This window comes from Luteimonas sp. 3794, assembly GCF_031456825.1.
Taxonomy (GTDB): Bacteria; Pseudomonadota; Gammaproteobacteria; order Xanthomonadales; family Xanthomonadaceae; genus Luteimonas.
On record NZ_JAVDVJ010000002.1, the window covers coordinates 543,179 to 560,954 of the forward strand.

Annotated in this window: 15 protein-coding genes; 11 read left to right on the top strand and 4 right to left on the bottom strand. The window is 67.4% G+C overall.

Features of this window, described 5'->3' with window-relative positions:
• Window positions 1-3 precede the first annotated feature (3 nt).
• Entirely contained in the window at window positions 4-528 is a 525-nt protein-coding gene (locus tag J2X52_RS06090) for a DUF3060 domain-containing protein (RefSeq protein ID WP_310150200.1), read from the top strand.
• A 22-nt stretch (window positions 529-550) separates the two neighbouring features.
• On the opposite strand, the gene J2X52_RS06095 is transcribed toward J2X52_RS06090, so the two are convergent.
• Window positions 551-1,741 carry an OmpA family protein gene (locus J2X52_RS06095; protein WP_310150203.1) on the bottom strand — a complete coding sequence of 397 codons (1,191 nt, stop codon included), beginning with the start codon at window positions 1,739-1,741 and terminating at the stop codon, window positions 551-553.
• Window positions 1,742-1,917: 176 nt separating this feature from the next.
• On the opposite strand from J2X52_RS06095, the gene J2X52_RS06100 reads away from it, so the two are divergent.
• From J2X52_RS06100 to pilH, 9 genes are all read left to right on the top strand, one after another.
• Complete coding sequence (locus J2X52_RS06100; RefSeq protein WP_310150206.1) at window positions 1,918-3,132, top strand: cupin domain-containing protein; 1,215 nt, start codon at window positions 1,918-1,920, stop codon at window positions 3,130-3,132.
• Window positions 3,129-4,040: a GNAT family N-acetyltransferase gene (locus J2X52_RS06105; RefSeq protein WP_310150210.1), complete on the top strand. Its 912-nt coding sequence runs from the start codon at window positions 3,129-3,131 to the stop codon at window positions 4,038-4,040. The genes J2X52_RS06100 and J2X52_RS06105 overlap by 4 nt, the downstream gene beginning before the upstream one ends.
• Window positions 4,041-4,237: 197 nt before the next feature.
• On the top strand, window positions 4,238-7,078 hold the full coding sequence (locus J2X52_RS06110; protein ID WP_310150213.1) for a 2-oxoglutarate dehydrogenase E1 component: 2,841 nt from the start codon (window positions 4,238-4,240) through the stop codon (window positions 7,076-7,078).
• A 58-nt stretch (window positions 7,079-7,136) separates the two neighbouring features.
• Window positions 7,137-8,375, top strand: coding sequence for a dihydrolipoyllysine-residue succinyltransferase (sucB, locus tag J2X52_RS06115; protein ID WP_310150219.1), 1,239 nt, complete (start codon window positions 7,137-7,139; stop codon window positions 8,373-8,375).
• A 117-nt stretch (window positions 8,376-8,492) separates the two neighbouring features.
• Complete coding sequence (gene lpdA / locus J2X52_RS06120) at window positions 8,493-9,929, top strand: dihydrolipoyl dehydrogenase (RefSeq protein ID WP_310150222.1); 1,437 nt, start codon at window positions 8,493-8,495, stop codon at window positions 9,927-9,929.
• Window positions 9,930-10,066: 137 nt separating this feature from the next.
• Complete coding sequence (locus J2X52_RS06125) at window positions 10,067-10,660, top strand: TIGR00730 family Rossman fold protein (protein ID WP_310150225.1); 594 nt, start codon at window positions 10,067-10,069, stop codon at window positions 10,658-10,660.
• Between the two features lie 290 nt (window positions 10,661-10,950).
• Window positions 10,951-11,244, top strand: a complete 294-nt coding sequence (locus tag J2X52_RS06130) for a GIY-YIG nuclease family protein (protein WP_310150228.1) — start codon at window positions 10,951-10,953, stop codon at window positions 11,242-11,244.
• Between the two features lie 17 nt (window positions 11,245-11,261).
• On the top strand, window positions 11,262-12,254 hold the full coding sequence (locus J2X52_RS06135; protein WP_310150230.1) for an acryloyl-CoA reductase: 993 nt from the start codon (window positions 11,262-11,264) through the stop codon (window positions 12,252-12,254).
• A gap of 66 nt (window positions 12,255-12,320) precedes the next feature.
• Window positions 12,321-12,704, top strand: a complete 384-nt coding sequence (pilH, locus tag J2X52_RS06140; RefSeq protein WP_310150232.1) for a twitching motility response regulator PilH — start codon at window positions 12,321-12,323, stop codon at window positions 12,702-12,704.
• Between the two features lie 108 nt (window positions 12,705-12,812).
• Here the strand turns inward: pilH and J2X52_RS06145 are convergent, their stop codons facing one another.
• A complete protein-coding gene (locus J2X52_RS06145) occupies window positions 12,813-13,718 on the bottom strand; it encodes a DnaJ C-terminal domain-containing protein (RefSeq protein ID WP_310150235.1) in 906 nt (301 codons plus the stop codon).
• A 137-nt stretch (window positions 13,719-13,855) separates the two neighbouring features.
• Window positions 13,856-14,290: an Hsp20/alpha crystallin family protein gene (locus J2X52_RS06150; RefSeq protein ID WP_310150297.1), complete on the bottom strand. Its 435-nt coding sequence runs from the start codon at window positions 14,288-14,290 to the stop codon at window positions 13,856-13,858.
• A 201-nt stretch (window positions 14,291-14,491) separates the two neighbouring features.
• On the opposite strand from J2X52_RS06150, the gene J2X52_RS06155 reads away from it, so the two are divergent.
• Entirely contained in the window at window positions 14,492-14,971 is a 480-nt protein-coding gene (locus tag J2X52_RS06155; RefSeq protein ID WP_310150238.1) for a peroxiredoxin, read from the top strand.
• A gap of 356 nt (window positions 14,972-15,327) precedes the next feature.
• On the opposite strand, the gene pbpC is transcribed toward J2X52_RS06155, so the two are convergent.
• A complete protein-coding gene (gene pbpC, locus J2X52_RS06160) occupies window positions 15,328-17,712 on the bottom strand; it encodes a penicillin-binding protein 1C (RefSeq protein WP_310150300.1) in 2,385 nt (794 codons plus the stop codon).
• Window positions 17,713-17,776 lie beyond the last annotated feature (64 nt).

A 17,776-nucleotide genomic window follows, 5' to 3' on the forward strand; every position in this document is an offset into this window, starting at 1 on the left:
GTCATGCGTATCGCCCTATCGGCCGCCCTGTTTGCCGCATGCCTGCTCTCCGCCTGTGGCAATGACCCGTCGCCGGGGGAGGCATCCACGTCCGCGAGCGAGGCGGCCGCGCGCGTCCTCTCGACGGTGACCGGCGGCGTATTGACCGACCCGGCCAGCGGCGCGAACTGCAACGGACAGGACGTCGCGATCACCCGGGACGGGTTCAGCCTCGTGCTTGAGGGCGATTGCGGAACGATCGTGGTCACCGGCTCCAACGGTGCCGTCAATGTCGACCGCGCACGCGCGATCCGCGTCGACGGTCGCGAGGTCACCGTGTTGAACATGGAAGTGGCCGACGTCGACGTGGCGGGTTCGAACAACATCCTCAACCTGACCGAAGTGGGCGCGCTGCGCATAGCCGGCGACGACAACATGGTGCTGGCGCGGCAGATCGAGCGGGTTGCGATCAGCGGCCGGTCCAACACCGTGAACCCGGACAACACGCCCGAACTCGACGACACCGGCAGCGGCAACCGGGTGCTCTGAGCCGGCGCTTGCCCCGCCGTCGTCAGGTCCGGACGAACACCTCGACGCGGCGGTTGAGCTGGCGTCCGCCGGGGTTGTCCCGGCCGAACACCTCGTTGGGCGCGACCGGACGCGATTCTCCATGGCCGACGGCTTCGGCCTCCACGTCCAGACCCCGCGCCCGTAGCGCTGCGAGCACCGCGGCGGCGCGCCGTTCGGAGAGCGCCTGGTTATAGGCATCCGTACCCTTGCTGTCGGTGTGCCCGCCGATCTCCAGCGTTCGCGCCGAGATGCCGGCAAGTGCGCGCGCAAGCGCGTCCAGCACATCGGACGCATCGGCCCGGATCTCCGCCCGGTCGAAGTCGAACAGCACCCGGTCGTTCAACGTGATCAGAGTGCCGCAGGGCGCGCCGGGCGGCGCGAACCGGCGCAGCGGTGGAAAGCGTCCCGCCGGCGGCACGTTCGGCAGCGGCGCCATTGCTACTTCGCGGCCCGGTGTGCCGACCATGCCGGTGCCATCACCGTGATTGACCACCAGCCCCGCATCCCCGTTCCAGGTGCCGGAGCCATCGGCGTTGATGGTCACCAGCCCCTGCGGGCCGTTCCAGGTACCACTGCCATCGCCGTTGTTCTGGATCAGCCCACTGTCGCCGTTCCAGGTGCCGCCCCCCTTCCCATCCAGCACGATCAGGCCGGCAGGGCCGTTGTAGCTCCCGGAACCGTCGGCGTCCACCTGCACCAGCGCCTCCTCGCCCTCGCCGACGGTGCCGTTGATGGTGCCGCTGCCGTCCGCTTCGATCGTGACCAGTCCGCCTTCGAAGCGCGCCGTGCCGCTGCCGTCGGCATTGATCTGGAACAGCCCCTCGTCGCCGTTGCGCACCAGGTTGCCCGCGGCGTCGATTGCGGTGATGCCGGCATCGTTGACCAGCACGCCATCGGTGCCGCAGCGCGCGGGCGCGATGCTGACGCCCTGCATCGGATCGAGTACGCCCGCCATTGAGGCCTCGAGGGCGCGCTGGGCCGGCGTGACGCCGAGGATCTCCGGCACCACGATGACCGGAATCGCCGGAAACTCCGGCAGCGGTTCCTGCATCGCAGCGGCTTCGGCCGGCAGCTCGTCCGATGCGGACGCGGCGGCAGGCGCAGCGGCTTCGGACGACGCGGGCGCCGGGGTCGCGGGCGCGCTGCACGCGACCAGCCACATCGATGACACCAGAATCGGCAATACGCGCATGGAGATCTCCCCGGAACGGTGGCGGCACTTGAACCGGGCGCCGCCGGATTGTCAATCGGGGCGCACCCTGGCCCTGGCCTTCTTGACTCGCTGCACCATGCATCGCGCAGTGCGCTGGGCGACAATGGCCGCCGTGCCGGCTGAGGTCGGCGTTCTTCCTGCCGGATCGCCCAAACGTGAACCACACCGCTGCACTTCCCTTCGAACTCGACGCCGGGGGCAACGCGCCGTTGGGCATGCCGCCCGCGCAGTTCCTGCGCGATTACTGGCAAAAGCGCCCGCTACTGATCCGCAACGCGTTCCCGGACTTCGAGGCGCCGCTGCAACCCGAAGATCTCGCGGGCCTGGCCTGCGAGGAGGTCGCGCTCTCGCGGCTGATCCGGCACGACCGCGCGCGCGATGGCTGGCAGGTCGAGACCGGCCCCTTCGACGAGGACCTGTTCCCCGGCCTCGGCGACCGCGACTGGACGCTGCTGGTGCAGGACGTCGACAAATGGGACGCCGATGTCGCGGCGCTGCTGCCGCATTTCGCATTCCTGCCGCGCTGGCGCATCGACGACATCATGGTCAGCTTCGCGGCGACCGGCGGTTCGGTCGGCGCGCACGTCGACCAGTACGACGTCTTCCTGCTGCAGGGCCAGGGCCACCGCCGCTGGCAGATCGACGCCTCCGACGCGATGGGCCGCGGCGTGCCGCCGCAGGACTTCCGCGACGATGTCGAAATGCGGTTGCTGCGTGAATTCACGCCGACCCATGAGTGGGTGCTGGGTCCCGGCGACATGCTGTACCTGCCGCCGATGGTGCCGCACCACGGCGTGGCCGAAGATCCCTGCCTGACGTTCTCGGTCGGCATGCGCGCACCGTCGGTCAGCGAACTGATGGGCGACTACATCGACACGCTGGCCGCCGAGGCCGACGAATCCATCCGCTATCACGACGAGACCCTGCAGCCACCGGCCGATCCGAACGAGATCGACGCCGACGCCATGGCGCGCGTGGTCGAAGCGCTCAATGTGATGCGGATGAAGGATCCCGATCGCCTCGGCGACTGGTTCGGCAGTTTCATCACCGGCTACCGCAATGCGCAGCAGGTGGTCGCGGGTGGCACCGCGCCGCCGCGCATCGAGCTCGAGTGGCTGCTGTCGCAGGGCCAGGCGGTGCTGCATCGAAACCCCTTTACGCGCATGGCCTGGCGTCGTGCCGGCGACGGCGCACGCCTGTTCGCATCGGGCACTGCATGGCCGGTGCCCTTGCGCGACGCACGCACGCTGGCCGCCGAGGCGCGCCTGGATGGCCGCACATACACGGCGCTGTCGAACGCCGGCCGCGAGACGGTCCTCGAACTGCTTGCAGAAGGGCATTACACGCTGCTGGACGCGGACTCCGAATGAGCGCGGCGGCGCCGTTCCGGGTCGCCCTGGTCACCGATGCGGGTGGGCTGGCTGCCGCGCACGCCGTGCGCACAACGGTCTTCGTCACTGAACAGGGTGTTCCAGCCGACCTCGAACGCGACGCGCTCGATGCGCTGAGCCGACATGTCCTGGCGACTGCCACCGATGGCACACCGATCGGTGCCGGGCGGATCGCCCCCGACGGCCGCATTGGACGGCTTGCGGTCCGCAGCGACTGGCGGGGTCGCGGGGTCGGCGAGGCGATGCTGCGCGCCCTGCTCGATGCCGCGCGCAACGACGGTTTGCGAGCGACCTATCTACATGCGCAGTTGCAGGCGATGGGGCTCTATGCGCGCGCGGGTTTCGTCGCCGAGGCTGCGCCTTACGAGGAAGCCGGCATCGCGCACCGCACGATGCGCCGCGTCGCCGGCGCGACGTTTCCGGTCGACGACCTCGCGGCCGCGGTCGACACGACCGTCACGGTCATTGCCGCTGCGCGCCGCACGCTGTCGCTGCGCACGCGCGCTCTCGACCCCGGCCTCTACGATCATCCCGACGTACTCGGCGCCCTGCGGCGCTTCGCCACGGCCGGCCGCAGCGTGCAGATCCAGATACTGCTGCACGACCCGGCCACCCTGCAGCGCCGCGGTTCGGCGGTGCTCGCGCTGTCGCAGCGATTGAGCAGCGCATTCGCGTTTCGCGCCGTGATCGACCCGGTGGACCGCGAATACGCCGGCGCCTTTCTCGTCAACGACGCCGGTGGCTTCCACGTGCGTCCGCTGGGGTACCGCGTCGACGGCGAAGCGGCCACCGATCTGCCGGGGCGCGCCCGCCAGCTGGCGCAGCAGTTCGCACCGGTATGGGAACGTTCACGCGCCTGCAGCGAGTTCCGCGCCCTGGGCATCTGAGTCGTTTTACGCATTCCGACGCACCCGGGACGCTGCGCAGACGCAGTGTTGCGCGTCGAGCCGAGTCGCCCGATGGTGCATCGCGGCGAACGACCCGCGTATACTCTCCGGCGTCGTTTCGCGCCAGATCCCGCCTGTTTTCCGGAGATCGCTCCGGGTCAGCCCTGCCCTTTCCAAACGAGCACGAATCACCCGACGTGGACAGTCTCCTGAAGCAGTTTGCGCAGTCCTCCCAGTTCGGCGCCAATGCCGCCTTTATCGAAGACCTGTACGAGCAGTACCTCGTCGAGCCCGACAGTGTCGGTTCGGACTGGAAGCGCTGGTTCGATGCTTTCAAGGGTCGTGAAGCCGGTGATGTGCCCCACTCGGCAGTGGTGTCCGCCGTGGCCGAAGCCGGCCGCAAGGCGCTGCGTGGCGTGGTCGAGTCGACGCCCGGCGGTGCCGGCGACGAACGCGAGCGCCATGTCGGTCGTTTGATCACGGCCTACCGCTCACGCGGCCATCTGGGCGCCAAGCTCGATCCGCTGGATCTGGCCCCACCGCTCAATCCGCCGGATCTGGGCCTGCCCTTCCACCAGCTCACCGATGCTGACCTCGACGACGAGTTCAGCACCGGCGGCGTGGGCGGCCAGCCGCGGATGAAGCTGCGCGACCTGCTCGCACTGCTCAAGACCACCTACTCCAGCCAGATCGGCGCGGAGTTCATGCACATCCCCGACTTCGAACAGCGCAGCTGGCTCTACCAGCGCCTCGAAGCCGCCGGTGGCCGCTTCGCACGCAGCGAGACGGAGAAGAAGCGCATCCTCGAACGCCTGACCGCGGCCGAGGGTCTCGAGCGCTACCTGCACACCAAGTACGTCGGCCAGAAGCGTTTCTCGCTCGAAGGCGGCGACGCGCTGATTCCCCTGCTCGACAGCGTGATCCAGCGCGCCGGCAAGGAAGGCGTCAAGGACATCGTGGTCGGCATGGCCCATCGCGGTCGTCTCAACGTGCTGGTCAACACGCTCGGCAAGAACCCGCGCAAGCTGTTCGACGAGTTCGAGGGCAAGTTCGACCACCACGACTCCGATCGCGCCCACACCGGCGACGTGAAGTACCACATGGGCTTCTCGGCCGATCTGACCACGCCAGGCGGCCCGGTCCACCTGGCGCTGGCGTTCAACCCGTCGCATCTGGAAATCGTCAACCCGGTGGTAGCCGGCAGCGTGCGTTCGCGCCAGCACCGCCGCCGCGACACCGAGCGCAAGCTCGTGCTGCCGGTGCTGCTGCACGGCGACGCCGCGTTCGCCGGTCAAGGCGTCAACATGGAGTTGTTCCAGATGTCGCAGGCCCGCGGTTTCGCGGTCGGCGGCACGCTGCATGTGGTCATCAACAACCAGGTCGGCTTCACCACCAGCGATCTGCAGGACGCGCGCTCCACGCTGTACTGCACCGACGTCGCCAAGATGGTCGGCGCGCCGATCCTGCATGTGAATGCAGACGATCCGGAAGCGGTGGTGTACTGCGCGGAACTCGCCTACGACTTCCGCCAGCAGTTCGGCAAGGACGTGGTCATCGATCTCGTCTGCTACCGCCGCCACGGCCACAACGAGGCCGACGAGCCGGCGGCGACGCAGCCGCTGATGTACCAGATCATCCGCAAGCACCAGACCCCGCGCGAGCTCTACACCGCGAAGCTGGTGGCCGAAGGCGTGCTGGCCGAGGCCGATGCCAAGGCCATCGTCGATGGCTACCGCAACAAGCTCGATGCTGGCGAAGTGACGGTCGAGCTGGCCGACGCCAAGCCGAGCGACTACGAGCTGACGATCGACTGGGATCCCTACCTCGCCGGCCGCCTGACCGACACGCTCGACACCACGGTGTCGGTCGACAAGCTCAAGGCGCTGGCGACCCAGATCACCACGCTGCCCGACACCATCACGCTGCAGGCCCGCGTCGCCAAGATCTACGACGATCGCCGCAAGATGGCGCGCGGCGAACAGGCAGGCGACTGGGGCTTCGCCGAGAACCTCGCCTACGCCACCCTGCTCGACGCCGGCCACCGCCTGCGCCTGGTGGGCCAGGACAGCGGCCGCGGCACGTTCTTCCACCGCCACGCGGTGCTGCACGACCAGTCGTCCGGCGACACCTACATGCCGCTGCGCGAGCTGGTGAAGAATCCGGAAGACGCCACGATCATCGATTCGCTGCTCAGCGAGGAAGCGGTCATGGCGTTCGAGTACGGCTACGCATCGTCGGAGCCGGGCACGCTGTGCATTTGGGAAGGCCAGTTCGGCGACTTCGCCAACGGCGCCCAGGTGGTCATCGACCAGTTCCTGTCGTCGGGTGAAGCCAAGTGGGATCGTCTCTGCGGTCTGGCGCTGTTCCTGCCGCACGGCTACGAAGGCCAGGGTCCCGAGCACAGCTCGGCGCGTCTCGAGCGCTTCCTGCAGCTGTGCGCGCTCGACAACATGATGGTCTGCGTGCCGACGACTCCTGCGCAGGCCTTCCACATGATCCGCCGCCAGCTGTGCATGACCACGCGCAAGCCGCTGGTCGTCATGACGCCGAAGTCGCTGCTGCGCCACAAGCTGGCCGTGTCCTCGCTCGAGGAGCTAGCCAACGGCGAGTTCCAGCACCTGATCCCCGACACCGACGCCGACCCGAAAAAGGTCACGCGTGTGGTGGCCTGTTCGGGCAAGGTCTATTACGACCTGCTGGAAGAAGCCCGCAAGCAGGCGCTCGACAACGTCGCGCTACTGCGCGTGGAACAGCTGTATCCGTTCCCGCGCGAGTTGCTGGCCACCGAGCTCAAGCGCTTCCCGAAGGCCACCGAGGTGGTCTGGTGTCAGGAAGAACCGCAGAACCAGGGCGCCTGGTACCAGATCAAACACCATCTCGATTTCTGCTCGGGCGCCGGGCAGTCGGTGCACTACGCCGGTCGCGCACGCTCGCCCTCGCCCGCCGTCGGTCATTTCAACGACCACGTCGCCGAGCAGCAGCAGCTGATCGCCGATGCGCTGGTCAACGATCTCGCCGGCAAGGTGCTCGCCGAGTAATCCGGCGCGCATCCCGCTCATCCATTTCCCCACATTCAACGCTTTTCCAGGAAGCCACATGGCCACTGAAATCAAAGTCCCGGTCCTGCCCGAATCCGTCTCCGACGCGACCATCGCCACCTGGCACAAAAAGGCCGGCGATGCGGTCAAGCGCGACGAGAACCTCGTCGACCTGGAGACCGACAAGGTCGTCCTCGAAGTGCCGTCGACCGTTGACGGCGTGCTGAAGGAAATCAAGTTCGAAGAAGGCGCGACGGTCAACAGCGCGCAGGTCATCGCGATCATCGAGGAAGGTGCCGCCGCCGAAGCGCCGGCCGCCGAATCGGGCGCCAAGGACAAGGAAGCGCCGGCCGCCGGTGCCGAGGAAGTGCAGCCGAAGTCGGAAGCCAAGAAGGCCGACGACAAGGCGCCGTCCTCGACCAAGCCGCAGACGTCGTCGGGCAAGAACGACGGCCTGCCGCCGGGTGCGCGCTTCACCGCCGAGACCAAGGGCATCGACGCCTCGCAGGTCGAAGGCACCGGCCGCCGCGGCGCGGTGACCAAGGAAGACCTGCTGAACTACGCCTCGGGCAAGACCCCCGGCGTGTCCGGCGGTGCACGTCCGGAAGAGCGCGTGCCGATGACCCGCATCCGCAAGACGATTGCGGCGCGCCTGATGCAGTCGAAGGAATCGATTGCGATGCTGACCTCGTTCAACGAGGTGAATCTCAGCAAGGTGATGGCGCTGCGCAAGGAGCTCGGCGAGCAGTTCCAGAAGGACCACGGCATCAAGCTCGGTTTCATGAGCTTCTTCGCCAAAGCCGCCGCCAATGCGCTGGCCAAGTATCCGGTGGTCAACGCCTCGGTCGACGGCAACGACATCATCTATCACGGCTACGCCGACATCTCGGTCGCCATCTCGACCGATCGCGGTCTGGTGACGCCGGTGCTGCGCAACGTCGAGCGCCAGGGCTTCGCCGAAATCGAGCAGGGCATCGCCGATTACGCCAAGAAGGCGCGCGACGGCAAGCTGGGCCTCGACGATCTGCAGGGCGGCACGTTCACGATCACCAACGGCGGCACCTTCGGCTCACTGATGTCGACGCCGATCGTCAACCCGCCGCAGTCGGCGATCCTGGGCATGCACTCCATCAAGGAGCGTCCGATCGTCGAGAACGGCCAGGTGATCGCCGCGCCGATGATGTATCTGGCGCTGTCCTACGATCACCGCATCATCGACGGCAAGGACGCGGTGCTGTTCCTGGTCGACATCAAGAACCAGCTGGAAAACCCGCACCGCATGCTGCTCGGCATGTGATGCGCCGCGACCCCCTCCACGGAGGGGGTTCGCACTTGTGGCGCCCGCGCCGCACCCCCAAATTCGCCGCATCGGCACCCTGCCCTCCATCGCAGGCATCGAAACAAGGAAATCCCCATGGCTGAACAATTCGACGTCGTCGTCATCGGTGCCGGTCCGGCTGGTTACCACGCTGCCATCCGCGCCGCGCAGCTCGGCAAGAAGGTTGCCTGCATCGACGCGGCGCTGGGCAAGGACGGCAAGCCGGCCCTCGGTGGCACCTGCCTGCGCGTGGGCTGCATTCCGTCGAAGGCGCTGCTCGATTCCTCGCGCCAGTTCTGGAACATGGGCCACATCTTTGGCGACCACGGCATCAGCTTCAAGGACGCGAAGATCGACGTCGAAGCCATGATCGGCCGCAAGGACAAGATCGTGAAGCAGTTCACCGGCGGCATCGCGATGCTGTTCAAGGCGAACAAGGTCACGCCGTACTACGGCTTCGCCACGCTGCATGCCGATCGTCTGGTCAAGGTGGCGCAGCACGACGGCACCGAGGTCGAACTGACCGGCGCCAACGTCATCATCGCCGCCGGTTCGGATTCGATCGAGCTGCCGTTCGCGAAGTTCGACGGCGACACCATCGTCGACAACGTCGGCGGCCTGGACTTCACCGAAGTGCCGAAGCGCCTGGCCGTCATCGGCGCCGGCGTCATCGGTCTCGAGCTCGGCAGCGTGTGGAAGCGTCTCGGCGCCGAGGTCACGATCCTCGAAGCCCTGCCCGATTTCCTCGCACTGGCGGACGCCGAAGTGGGCAAGGTCGCGCTCAAGGAATTCAGGAAGCAGGGCCTCGACATCAAGCTGGGCGCCAAGGTCTCGAAGACCGAAATCACCGGCAAGGGCAAGAAGAAGGAAGTCGTGGTCAGCTACGCCGACAAGGACGGCGAGCAGACGATCACCGTCGACAAGCTGCTGGTCGCCGTGGGCCGCAAGGCCGCGAGTAAGGGCCTGCTGGCCGAAGGCAGCGGCGTCAAGCTCACCGAGCGCGGCCAGATCGAGGTCGACGCGCACTGCCACACCGGCGTGGATGGCGTCTGGGCGGTCGGCGACTGCGTGCGCGGCCCGATGCTGGCGCACAAGGGCTTCGAGGAAGGCATCGCGGTCGCCGAACTCATCGCCGGCCTGCCGGGTCACGTCAACTTCGACACGATTCCGTGGGTCATCTACACCGAGCCGGAACTGGCCTGGGTCGGCAAGACCGAGCAGCAGCTCAAGGACGAAGGCATTCCCTACAAGGCGGGCAGCTTCCCGTTCGCCGCCAACGGCCGCGCGGTCGCGATGATCGAAGCCACCGGTTTCGTCAAGGTGCTCGCGCACGCCGAGACCGACCGCGTGCTCGGCATGCATCTGGTCGGCGCCAACGTGTCCGAACTCGTGCACGAAGGCGTGCTGACGATGGAGTTCAGCGGCTCGGCCGACGACCTCGCCCGCATCTGCCACGCGCACCCGTCGCTGTCGGAAGTGGTGCACGACGCGGCGATGGCGGTCGACAAGCGGTCGATCCATAAAGCCAATTGATCGAACGCTGGGATTGGGCATGTGGGATTGGGGATTCACAGAGCCCCGCCCCGCGATCTGACCGATCCCGAAAATGGACGCCGGGCCTTGCCCGGCGTTCGCATTTCCAAATCCCCAATCCCGAGTTTCGAAGCCCGATGAAAAGCATCTGCGTCTACTGCGGTTCCAACGCCGGCAGCAAACCCGTCTACGCCGAACGCGCGATGGCACTGGGCGACCGGCTCGCGAAGGACGGCCTGCGCCTGGTCTACGGCGGCGGCAATGTCGGCCTGATGGGCACCGTGGCCAACGCGGTGCTCGATGCCGGCGGCCAGGTCACCGGCGTGATTCCGCAGCAGCTCGCCGACTGGGAAGTCGCCCATCGCGGCCTGACCGAACTCGAGATCGTCGATTCGATGCATGCCCGCAAGATGCGCATGTTCGAACTCTCCGACGGCTTCGTCACCCTGCCGGGCGGTTTCGGCACGATGGAAGAAATCTTCGAGATGCTGACCTGGCGCCAGCTGGGCATCGGCAACAAGCCCTGCGCCTTTCTCGACGTCGACGGGTTTTATGCGCCGCTGATCGGCATGATCGATCGCATGGTCGAGGAGCGCTTCCTGCACCCGGACCAGCGCGCGGACCTGTGGTACGGCAACGACATCGACGAGATGCTGGCGTGGATGCGGGCGTATGAACCGGCGCAGGCGAGTAAGTGGATCGACGAGAAGCGGCGGAGTGTTGTGAAGTGAGGGTTTGAGCGGAGGAATGAGCGTGTGCCTCCGTGTGGCATCACGCGCAGTGCTCCCGCGTTGTTCCGTCGCTTCGATCATTTCACTCGCGAAGATGGGTCCCAGCTTTCGCTGGGACGACGGTTTCGAAGTCTGGTTCTCTCGTTGAGGGCCCACAGTTCTCCGCCCGTCGCCCCAGCGAAAGCTGGGGCCCATTTTGATCTTGAAGCGACATCGACTCGCGGTTTACTCCGACGAACCGCCATGCATCCGCTTGCAACTATCGGAACTTCGATACTGCACTCGCAGTCATGCGCACCCGGCTACCCTGCACCTACATCTTAGCCAGCGCCCCACGCGGCACGCTGTACACGGGCGTGACCTCGAATCTCGTCCAGCGCGTCTGGCAACATCGCAACAACCTCACGCCGGGTTTTACCTCGCAACATCGCATCCATCGGCTGGTCTGGTTCGAAACGCACGACACGATGCACGCCGCGATCACGCGCGAAAAGCGTCTCAAAGCCTGGCAGCGCCTGTGGAAGATCCAGCTGATCGAGTCGACGAATGCCGAATGGCGCGACCTGTATCCTGACCTCATCTGACACCACGAGGTTTCCGGATGCCCGTCCCCGACCGTTTCGACGCCTTCCGTATCCACAACGACGATGCCGGTTATCGCAGCGGCATCGAGCAGATCGCCGTCGATGATCTGGCCCACGGCGAGATCGACATCGCGGTCGTGCATTCGTCGGTGAACTTCAAGGACGCGCTGGCCGGAACCGGCAAGGGCAAGATTCTGCGACGCTTCCCGCTGGTCGGCGGCATCGATGTCGCCGGGCATGTGGTCGCGTCGCGCGATCCCGCGTTCAAGGAAGGCGACGCGGTGCTCGTCACCGGGAGCGGGCTCTCCGAAACACGCGACGGCGGCTACGCGCAGTACGCGCGTATCGAAGCCAAGTGGGCCGTGCCCCTGCCCGCGGGGCTGAGCCTGCGCGAGAGCATGATCCTCGGTACCGCCGGTTTCACCGCCGCGCTCGCGCTGCTGCGCATGCGTGAGAACCGCCAGACCCGCGAACACGGCCCGCTCGCGGTGACCGGCGCGACCGGCGGCGTAGGCTCCCTCGCGGTGGACATCTTCAGCAGTGCCGGCTTCGACGTGCACGCGGTCAGCGGCAAGCCCGAGCACGCGGATTACCTCAAGTCGATCGGCGCTTCCGCTGTTCTGGGCCGAGATGCACTTGCTACCACGCGCCCGATGGAGTCCGCGCGTTTCGGTGGCGGCCTCGACAATGTCGGCGGGCCGATGCTGGTCAGCCTGCTCGCGCAGACCGTGCCCTACGGCAACGTCGCCAGCGCAGGGCTGGCCGCGAGTGCCGATCTCGACGCGACGGTCATGCCCTTCATCATCCGCGGCGTGTCCCTGCTCGGCGTCGCGTCCGCGGGTACCCCGCGCGATGTCCGCGACCGGGTCTGGCAACACCTGGCCAACGACTGGAAGCCGCGACATCTCGATGCGATCTGCACGCGCGAGATCGGACTGGCGGACTTGCCTGCCATCTTCGACACCATGCTCGCCGGCGGCGCATTCGGGCGGACGCTCGTCACGCTTTGACGTGCGGGGCGCGCGCGCGCGATGAATGCGAAGCTAGAATCGCACTCGTCATTTCGGGGGGAATCGATGGCACGCATTCTGATTGTGGACGACTCGCCGTCCCAGTTGATGGGCATCCGGCGGATCGTTGAGAAACTGGGCCATGAGGCCCTGACCGCGGAAGACGGTCAGGCCGGCGTCAACGCGGCCAAGCGGGAATTGCCCGACCTGATCCTGATGGACGTGGTGATGCCGAACCTCAACGGGTTCCAGGCGACGCGTTCGATCACCCGCGAGCCGACGACCGCGCACATTCCGGTGATCCTGGTGACCACGAAGGACCAAGACACAGACCGGGTCTGGGGGATGCGCCAAGGCGCGAAGGCCTACCTCACCAAGCCCTTCAGCGAAGTCGAGCTGTCGGACGCGATCTTCAAGACCATCGGGGGCGGCGCGACGCCTGCGGCCTAGGCGCCGTGCCCTACACCGGGCGCGGGGTTCGAGCGCCTTCCCAGCGGCCTCGCACGGACCCCCGGCCGGTCAGGCCTGATCGTCCGTCGAGCGCCGGCGCTGGTCAGCTCACTTTCGCGCCGCCACGAACGCATCACGTAGTGCCTCGTAGGCCGCTATCTGCTGCAGGTCCTTCGCCACTGGCGCCTGAATTTCCAGTTCAACGATCTGATCCCCATCCGGCGCGCCGCCTGCGCCCGGCAATCCACGCCCCCGCAGGCGCAGCTTGCGTCCCGCTTCGGAACTGGCCGGAATCTTCAGGTCCACGTGCCCACCGAGGGTCGCCACGCTGATCGTCGCGCCCAGCGCGGCGTCCCAGGGCGCGATCGGCAAGGTGTGGATGATGTTGCGGCCATCGACTTCAAAATCCGGATGCGCGGCGTACTCGATTTCCAGCAACAGATCGCCACCGTGCTGGCCCTGTCGCGGTAGACGCACCACCTGGCCTGGACGGATGCCGCGCGGGATCTTCACGTCGAAGGTCTTGCCCATCACCGGTACCCGCACGCTGTCGCCGCGGTGGATCGTCTCCAGCGGCACTGCCAGACGCGCGCGCGTGTCGCCACGCGGCTGCGGTCCGCCGGGGCTGGGCTGCTGCGGGCCAGCGTAGCCGCCTGCGCGCCGGCCGAACATCTGTTCGAAGAAATCGCTGAAGCCGCCACCCGCGCCACCGCCGGCGAAGATCTCGTCGAAATCCACGCCGCCCGGTCCCCCGCCGAATCCGCCGGGGGGCGGTTGCACGTCGTCGCCCGGCCGGTAGCCGCGCGCCCGCAAGCCGTCGTAGGCCTTGCGCTTCTCGGGGTCGCGCAGGGCCTCGTACGCTTCGTTGACCGACTTGAACGTGTCCTCCGCCCCCGGCTCCTTGCTGACATCCGGGTGGTACTTGCGCGCGAGCCGGCGGTACGCGGTCTTGATTTCCGCATCGCCCGCGTTCGGCTCGACGCCGAGAATTCCGTAGTAATCCTTGAACTGCATGTGTCCGTATCCGATGCGGGCGCGCGGCCCGCCGCCCAGTGGAACGCCATAAACGGCGACGGCCCGCAGGATACCCGCAGGCCGTCGCCACGTCGTGGACTCCGCAACCGTCGACCGCGCGGTTGCGGCTGGCGACCTTACTGGCGGGTGCCCGACTCCAGCGCCGCGCCCACCTGGATGCGGCGCGGCGTGGTTTCCGGACGCTTGGGAATGCTGATCTCCAGCACGCCGTTGTGACCGGTCGCGGTCACGCCGTCCGCATCGGCGCTGTCGGGCAGCGTGAACCGGCGATGGAAGCGGCCGGTGCTGCGCTCGACCCGCGAGAAACGCACTTCGCCGGTCTCGCCGTCGGCCGCTTCACCAGCCAGCGGCTTGCGCTCGCCTTTGAGGCTGAGCACCCCCTTGTCCATCCAGACTTCGACCTCAGCCGGATCGATCCCCGGCAGATCGGCCAGGATCACGAACCGGTCCCGGTCCTCCCGGATGTCGACGCGGGGCGTCCACTGGCTGGTGACGACCGAGGAGCTGTCCGTGGCATCACCGCTGACGAAGTGGGTCAGCAGCTGGCGCATTTCGTCATGGAGGCTGGCCCGCTGGGGACGGGCGGACTGGTGGACGAGGGGGCGCAGGTCTTCGTTACGCATCTGAGTCACTCCACTGGTTGGGCGGCGCAACGCCGCGATGCGCGGAATCTGGGCGCTCCCCGTCGTCTTTCAAGCGGGCTGCGAGCGCGACCGGATAGACTCCGTTCACCCTCACGCGCGAGCACGCCCATGGCCATCCAGATCGGCGACACCATTCCCGAAGTCACCCTCAAGCATATCCACGACGGGGTGCGCGTTATCGACACGCCCACGCTGTTCACCGGCAAGCAGGTGGTGCTGTTCGCGGTACCGGGCGCGTTCACACCGACCTGCTCGGAGCATCACCTCCCCGGCTTCGTCGAACATTTCGACGCGTTCCGCAAACGCGGTATCGATGTGATCTGCATCGCCGTCAACGACCCCTTCGTCATGCAGGCCTGGGGCGAGAGCGCGGGCGTGCCGGATGGCCTGCAGATGGTGTCCGACGGCAACGGCGACCTGGTCAAGGCCATGGGTCTGGAAATGGACGCCAGCGCCTACGGCATGGGCCTGCGCGCGAAGCGCTTCGCACTGTATGCGGACGATGGCGTGGTGAAGCAGTTGTTCGTCGAAGCGCCGGGCGAGTTCAAGGTGTCGTCGGCCGAGCATGTGTTGGCGCATCTGGACTGACGATTTGCGCTTTGAAGTTCGCGCTCGCTGGAGATCGAGTTTCCGGAAGTCGGATTGCAGCGCTGAAGTCGCTGGGCCCCGGCGTGCGCCGGGGCGACGGCAGTTGTCACGCGTCTCTTTCAACCGGGGTTACCGGCTCTTCACCGTCATCCGGGCGGCTGGTTATCCAGTGAAGGGAGCGAGGTCCTCCGGACGCGTCCAGCAACGTCTTCTGAAGCCCGGAATCGTTTTTCAGGATCATCCCCAGCGTCGCCCCAGCGCACGCTGGGGGCCATTTTGATCTGGCTAGATCAGATCCAAATGGATCACGTCCTCCGGTGATGGGCGCTTCGAGCGAACACGCGCCAGATTGCCCCTCACTCCGCGACCCGGAACGCCACACTCCGCCACGCGCCATCATCTGCAAGCGCCGTCAGCGTATGCGCGCCCGGCATGTCGAACTCGTGCCGCAGCCATTGCGTGCCACGCGTTTCGCCGATCCAGCGTCCGTCGAGCAACCACTGCACGCGCCCCTCGCTGCCGAGCGCGCGCAACTGCAGGCGCACGCCATGGGTGCTGTTCGGTGGCCGCGCCAACAGCGTGCCGGGGGTCAGGCCTTCGATGTGCAGCGCTTCGGACGCATCGCGTCCGTCGGGGACACAGTCAGGCGCCAGCGCAGGCAGTCTGGACGCCTGGCGCGCGGCGGCCGGTAGCCATGGCGCAACCAGCGCTGGCCATCGGGCGACCTCGGCGCTGCGTCGCAGGTGCGGTGCGCTGCAGTCCGCCGACAGACGCAGCCCACTGCCCGCATCGACATCGAAGCGCACGATGCCTGCGCCCCAGCGGTTTGCATCCCGCTCCGCCAGTGTCGGCGGCACATTGCCGTCGAGCGTCCAAGCATCACGTCGGCGTTGGCAGAGCGCATCGGTCTGCGTATCCGCGGCGGTGCCGAGCGGCCAGCAGATCTCGACTTCGCGCACGTTGACCGGTGGCGGCGCACGCATGGCATCGCTGCGGTCGCGCGGCAGGCTGTCGACGGTCTCGAACAGCAGCGGCAATGCGGTCACTGCACCGTACTGGCCCGGCAGCGGCGTGCCATCGGGCCGCCCCACCCATACGCCGACCGTGTAGCGGTGCGTGCCGCCGATCGCCCAGGCATCGCGATAGCCGTAGCTGGTGCCGGTCTTCCACGACACACGCGGGCGGCCGCCGGTATCAAAGGTGGCGGCGCGCTCGCCCGGGCGCGGATTCGATTCGAGGATCTCGCGCACGATCCACGCTGCGCCCGGTGACATCAGACGTCGCTCGACCAGCGGCGCGTCCGGCGTCAGGCGCACGCGCGCCGCGATCCCCTCACGATGCAGCGCCGCATGCGCACCGACGAGCTGCTCCAGCGTCGCCCCGGTGCCACCGAGAATCAGCGAGAGATTCGGCGCCGCGCCACGCGGGAAGCGCAGTGTGACACCCGCGTTCTCCAGCCTTGCCGCGAATCGTGCGGGGCCGACGCGGTCGAGCAGGTCGACGGCCGGCACATTGAGCGACAACCGCAACGCGTCTTCGGCCGCGATCGGCCCGTTGAACGCGGCATCGAAATTGCCGGGGCGATACCCGTCGAATGACTGCGGCGCATCGCTCAGCAGGCTGCCGGAATGGATCAGGCCGTCATCGAGCGCCATGCCATAGAGGAACGGCTTGAGCGTGGAACCCGGCGATCGCCAGGCGCGGACCATGTCGACGTGCCCGAGACGCGCGCGATCGCCGAATGCGACCGAACCCACGTAGGCCTGCGCCTCCAGCGTGCGGTTGTCGACCACCAGCAACGCGGCCGAGGTGCGCTCGGGCAGCTGCGAGAAGTAACTCGAGACGCGTTGTTCCAGCACGCGCTGCAGACCGATGTCGATCGTCGACACGATGCGCGCCTGCCGGGGCGCCGATTCGCGCAGACGCTGCGCTAGCAGCGCGGCGTGCATGGGCTGGCGCAGGCTGCGCGCGACGACCGCTTCCACCTTGGCATCGTCGACATCGGCGCGTGCCCACACGCCCAGCGTCGCCATGCGCTCGAGCACCTTGTCGCGCGCCGCGCGTGCGGCCTCGGGTTCGCGGTCCGGGCGCAGCCGGCTGGGCGCCTGCGGCAACACCGCGAGCAGCGCGGCTTCTGCATGCGAGAGCTCCGCGGCCGGCTTGCCGAGATAGGCCCAGCTCGCCGCCTCGACGCCTTCGATCGTGCCGCCGAACGGCGCGCGCGTCAGATACAACGCGAGAATCTCGTCCTTGGACAGGTGCACTTCCAGCTGCACCGCGCGCAACATCTGCACCAGCTTGCCGCCGACGGTACGTCCACGCGGCGTTGGATCGAGAATGCGCGCGACCTGCATCGTCAGCGTCGACCCGCCGGAGACGATGCGACCGCCGCGCATCCACTGGCCGCCCGCCCGCGCGAGCGCCCAGGGATTGATGCCAGGGTGCCGACGGAACCAGCGATCCTCGTAGCCGAGCAGCGCCTGCAGATACAGCGGCGACACCGTGTCGGGCGAGGCCGGATGTCGCCACACGCCGTCGGCATCGGCGAACGCGCGCAGCGGCGTGCCGTCGCGCGCGACGACGACGACACTGGTGTCGGCACGTGTCGGCAGTTGCGGCGGGAATGCGAGGTCGAGCGCCAGCAGCGTCAGCAGCAGTGCGGCCGTGCCCCAGCGCAACCATGGCGCGACGCCGCGCCACACCTGCCCTGCCCGGTTGCGCCGTTTCGCACCTGCGTCAATCAAGGCGCTGAATTCCCGCCTACGCGGGAATGACGGCGGAGAGGACATGCATCTCCACCGTCAG

What these genes read in the sequence shown, in the direction of transcription:
- J2X52_RS06090 (WP_310150200.1), top strand. Translation starts at nt 4, where the DNA reads ATGCGTATCGCCCTATCGGCCGCCCTGTTTGCCGCATGCCTGCTCTCC.
- J2X52_RS06095 (WP_310150203.1), bottom strand. Translation starts at nt 1,741, where the DNA reads ATGCGCGTATTGCCGATTCTGGTGTCATCGATGTGGCTGGTCGCGTGC.
- J2X52_RS06105 (WP_310150210.1), top strand. Translation starts at nt 3,129, where the DNA reads ATGAGCGCGGCGGCGCCGTTCCGGGTCGCCCTGGTCACCGATGCGGGT.
- sucB (WP_310150219.1), top strand. Translation starts at nt 7,137, where the DNA reads ATGGCCACTGAAATCAAAGTCCCGGTCCTGCCCGAATCCGTCTCCGAC.
- lpdA (WP_310150222.1), top strand. Translation starts at nt 8,493, where the DNA reads ATGGCTGAACAATTCGACGTCGTCGTCATCGGTGCCGGTCCGGCTGGT.
- J2X52_RS06125 (WP_310150225.1), top strand. Translation starts at nt 10,067, where the DNA reads ATGAAAAGCATCTGCGTCTACTGCGGTTCCAACGCCGGCAGCAAACCC.
- J2X52_RS06130 (WP_310150228.1), top strand. Translation starts at nt 10,951, where the DNA reads ATGCGCACCCGGCTACCCTGCACCTACATCTTAGCCAGCGCCCCACGC.
- J2X52_RS06135 (WP_310150230.1), top strand. Translation starts at nt 11,262, where the DNA reads ATGCCCGTCCCCGACCGTTTCGACGCCTTCCGTATCCACAACGACGAT.
- pilH (WP_310150232.1), top strand. Translation starts at nt 12,321, where the DNA reads ATGGCACGCATTCTGATTGTGGACGACTCGCCGTCCCAGTTGATGGGC.
- J2X52_RS06145 (WP_310150235.1), bottom strand. Translation starts at nt 13,718, where the DNA reads ATGCAGTTCAAGGATTACTACGGAATTCTCGGCGTCGAGCCGAACGCG.
- J2X52_RS06150 (WP_310150297.1), bottom strand. Translation starts at nt 14,290, where the DNA reads ATGCGCCAGCTGCTGACCCACTTCGTCAGCGGTGATGCCACGGACAGC.
- J2X52_RS06155 (WP_310150238.1), top strand. Translation starts at nt 14,492, where the DNA reads ATGGCCATCCAGATCGGCGACACCATTCCCGAAGTCACCCTCAAGCAT.